We start from the raw sequence: 3,525 nt of genomic DNA on the forward strand, positions 1-3,525 counted from the left end.
CCATGCGCCCTGCCGAGTTCCCGGACGCTCACTGACAGTTGCAGGTGGCGTTGCCAGCGACACCGACACCAGCCGCGCCTTCGTCCGGTCAGGACCCATTCCTCCAAGCTGTCAGCGACGCCGGTCGTTTCCTTGGTGCCGATGGCGCGTTGACCAACGTGGGGGATCGTCCACCACGAGGAACTCCTGATGGTTCGTCCGATGACCCCGATGCCGGCCGTCGCGTCACCGCCCCCCGTGTAGCGGCGCGCAGGGTTGGAGCAGTGAGGCCCCGTGCTGGGACGTCTGCTGGATGGCCGCTACCAGTCCGAGGAGCTGCTGGGCAGCGGCGGCATGGGTGAGGTGTGGCGCGGTCGCGACCTGCGCCTGGACCGCCCGGTGGCGATCAAAGTGCTGACCGCGGCGGGTCTGCAGGAGCCGATGGCCGCGGAACGCTTCGACCGCGAGGCCCGTGCGGCGGCCGGGCTGACCCATCCGCACATCGTCGCTGTCTACGACTTCGGCACCGAGGAGAACGACTCCTACCTGATCATGGAACTGGTGGAGGGGCGGACCGTGTCCGCACTGATCACCGAGGGCCCGCTCACCGTCCTGCAGGCGATGTCGATCGCGGTCCAGGCCTGCGACGGAATCGCCGCCGCGCACGCGGCCGGGGTGGTGCACCGTGACGTGAAGCCCGGCAACCTGATCGTCACCGCCACCGGCAGCGTGAAGATCTGCGACTTCGGCATCGCCCGCCTTCCGTGGGCAGAGGGGGAGAACACCCTCACCGAGCCGGCGACCAAGCTCGGCAGCAGCTCGTACATGTCGCCCGAGCAGGCCCTCGGCCAGCCGGTGGACCACCGCACCGACCTGTACGGGCTGGGCTGCACCCTCTACGCCATGCTCGCCGGCGGTCCACCGTTCGCTGGCGAGCCGCTCAGCGTGCTGCATCAGCACGTCAACGAGCCACCCCCGCCGCTGCGCGAGCGCCGGCCCGACGTACCCGCCGAGCTGGACGCCCTGGCCACCGAACTGCTGGCCAAGGATCCCGCCGACCGGCCGACCGGCGCGCCCGAGGTCCGGGACCGCCTCGCAGCCCTGCTGCCCCGGGCCGGCACGTCGGTTCCCCTCGTGTCGGTCACGCCAGCGGACCCGGGACGGCCGAAACGGTCCACGCCGGTGACCGCTCTTCCGCCCAGACGGGACGCAGTTGGCCCGGCACGCCCCAGGCCGGGCCCGGCACGGCATCGACGCCAGGCGCTGCTGGCGGCGGCCGTGCTCGGCGTCGCGCTGCTCGCCCTGACCGGCGTCACGCTGCTCGACCGCGACGACCACACCTCGGTCGCGGGGCCGACCACGCCACCGGCATCGGCCACCACCACCGTGGCGCCCCGCGTGCCGGCCGCGCCGCTCACCGTCGCGCCCGCCACGCCGACGCTACGCACCGTCGCGTCCGCCACCCGCAGCCCGGCCAGCCCCACACCGAGCCCTGCGGCCACCTCCCGTAAGCCGAACCCCACTCCACCCGCTGACCCGATCGCCGGCATGCGACGGTCGATCCGGAATCAGGTGGAAGCCGGCCGGTTGAACCCGGACGCCGCAAAAGACCTGCACACCAAGGTCGACGCGATCGCGAAGGAGATCACCGAAAACGACCCAGACCAGGCCGAGGACCAGCTCAAGAAACTGCGCGAAAAGCTCGGCGACCTGCGCCGCGACGGCAAGCTCACCACCGACGGCTACAACGCCCTGACCGCCGACGCCGACCGGATCGCCGCCGACCTGCGGTAACGGCATCGGCGACGCGATAGATGCCTGATGTGGTCGCAGGGTGCCGGACGGAGATTGGGCTATCGATGGCGGGGCCGGGGGTCGTCAGCGGTAGCAGCGCCAGGCATACGGATCGCCTGGAGTCGACGTCCGCGCGTAGGCGCCCGAACCGTACGTGTCACGGCAGGCGACGTCCATGTCAACGGCGGAGGCAGAGAGAAGTCTCGTGCATTGCCAACGGCCGTCGTTGCGGGGCTCCGCTGAGCTCCCTGGGATGTGTCGACCGCAGTACTGCTGGACCATGTTTGCCACCCCGTCGTTGCTCGATGGGCCGAGCAGGAGCGGAGTCGGGCGTCGGGTCTGGGCCGGCGTGGCGGAACGTGTGACAGACGGTGCGGCGCTGGGCGTGGCGGAACGGGTGACCGACCGTGTGGTCCTGGGAGTGGCGGGGGAGCTGCGCGGGGTTGCGGAAGTCGCTGTCGCTGACGGCATCTCCGGGAGGGCAACCGGCTCCTCAGACGCGTCCGGCGGGATGGTGGCTGTCACCAGCGGCAGCGCGCCTTCCGGCGGCTGGTCCGACCCCCAGTTGAACGCCAGAGCGCAGACCAGCGCCCCCACCGCGAGCCCGCCGACCGCGATCAGCCAGCGCCGCCGGTTAGCCCCCCGCGGGTGGGCGTCAAGTTCCGCGATGTGCAGCACTTGGGTCGGAGCGTCGTCGACCGCCTCGGGGTCCCGCGGGGCGGACCCGCCGTAGCGGTACTCGTTGGGGCCCGCGTAATCGTCATGCGGGACATGCTCCTCTTGGGCGCCCACCTCCGGTAGGAGGTATGAGTCCTGCAGTGCGGCATGCGCGTCCTCGCGCACGGGACCGGCATCGATCGGTCCGTACGGCGCATGGGCCCGGCCCTCCCACGAGGCCTGCACGTGCTCGTCGGACCGGTAGGGCTGGTCGGGCTCGTAGCCAGCCGGTTCGGGGTCGGCCACCGGGTCGGACCCCCGGTACGCGTGCTCGTCCTGACCGTAGGCCCCGTCGTACCGCTCGTATTCCTCGTACTGCTGGTCTGCCCGGTGCCGTGCGTGCCGCCCTTCCCCCGGGTTCGTATCCGCGGGCTGGTACGACTCCTCGTACGGGTCCGACGCGTTCTCGCGCCACTGCGGCGCCGCGGCGTCCGACCACTCGTCGTCCGTGTCGAAGTCGTCTGCTGCCGGCCGCGACAGGTGAGCGATCCAGCTGTCTACGTCACTTGGATCGTCGTGAATTTGGGCAGCCCCATCGGCGGGGCGAGCGGTCGATCTCTCGGCCACGGTCGCTGGCCTCCTCTGAACGCACAGGTGCGGACAGCTAGCTGACCATACTCACCATCAGCCAAAAGTCCAGCCGGACCATCCCGCGAACAGACGACGGACCACCTCCGCTGCCGTGCGGGCGCTGCTGGATTGAGCTGGCCAGGACCGAGTGATCGCCGACCGTACGGTGCCCTGAGCCATCGGCCACTCCACAACGCGCAGCAGCTCCCGACACTCCCGACGACGCCCCGGTGCTGGCGACCTCTAACCTGTTCAGCCACCGGTTGATGGGCAGAGCAGCGGCTCCACCAGTGGCAGCCGTAGGGGGTCTGTGCACAGGCGGACGATGGAAGGCTCGGGCGAGGGTGGTGCGCTGGTTGGGGCCGGACCGGTGGTCGGGGACGGCCTCGTGCCCGGGGCCGGAGCGGCGGTTGGCCCAGGGCGGGCGGTCGGGGAGTGGCGTCCCTGATAGTGGTGTAACGCGGT

At 71.0% G+C, this 3,525-nt stretch carries 2 protein-coding genes; one reads left to right on the forward strand and one right to left on the reverse strand.

Annotated elements, in window-relative coordinates:
- The first annotated feature begins 273 nt into the window (after positions 1–273).
- Positions 274–1,773 carry a protein kinase domain-containing protein gene (locus A6A27_RS07300; RefSeq protein ID WP_073833788.1) on the forward strand — a complete coding sequence of 500 codons (1,500 nt, stop codon included), beginning with the start codon at positions 274–276 and terminating at the stop codon, positions 1,771–1,773.
- Positions 1,774–1,857: 84 nt separating this feature from the next.
- Here A6A27_RS07300 and A6A27_RS07305 read toward each other — a convergent pair whose 3' ends face one another.
- Positions 1,858–3,057 carry a hypothetical protein gene (locus A6A27_RS07305; RefSeq protein WP_073833789.1) on the reverse strand — a complete coding sequence of 400 codons (1,200 nt, stop codon included), beginning with the start codon at positions 3,055–3,057 and terminating at the stop codon, positions 1,858–1,860.
- Positions 3,058–3,525 lie beyond the last annotated feature (468 nt).

This window comes from Micromonospora sp. CB01531 (assembly GCF_001905095.1).
GTDB lineage: Bacteria > Actinomycetota > Actinomycetes > Mycobacteriales > Micromonosporaceae > Micromonospora.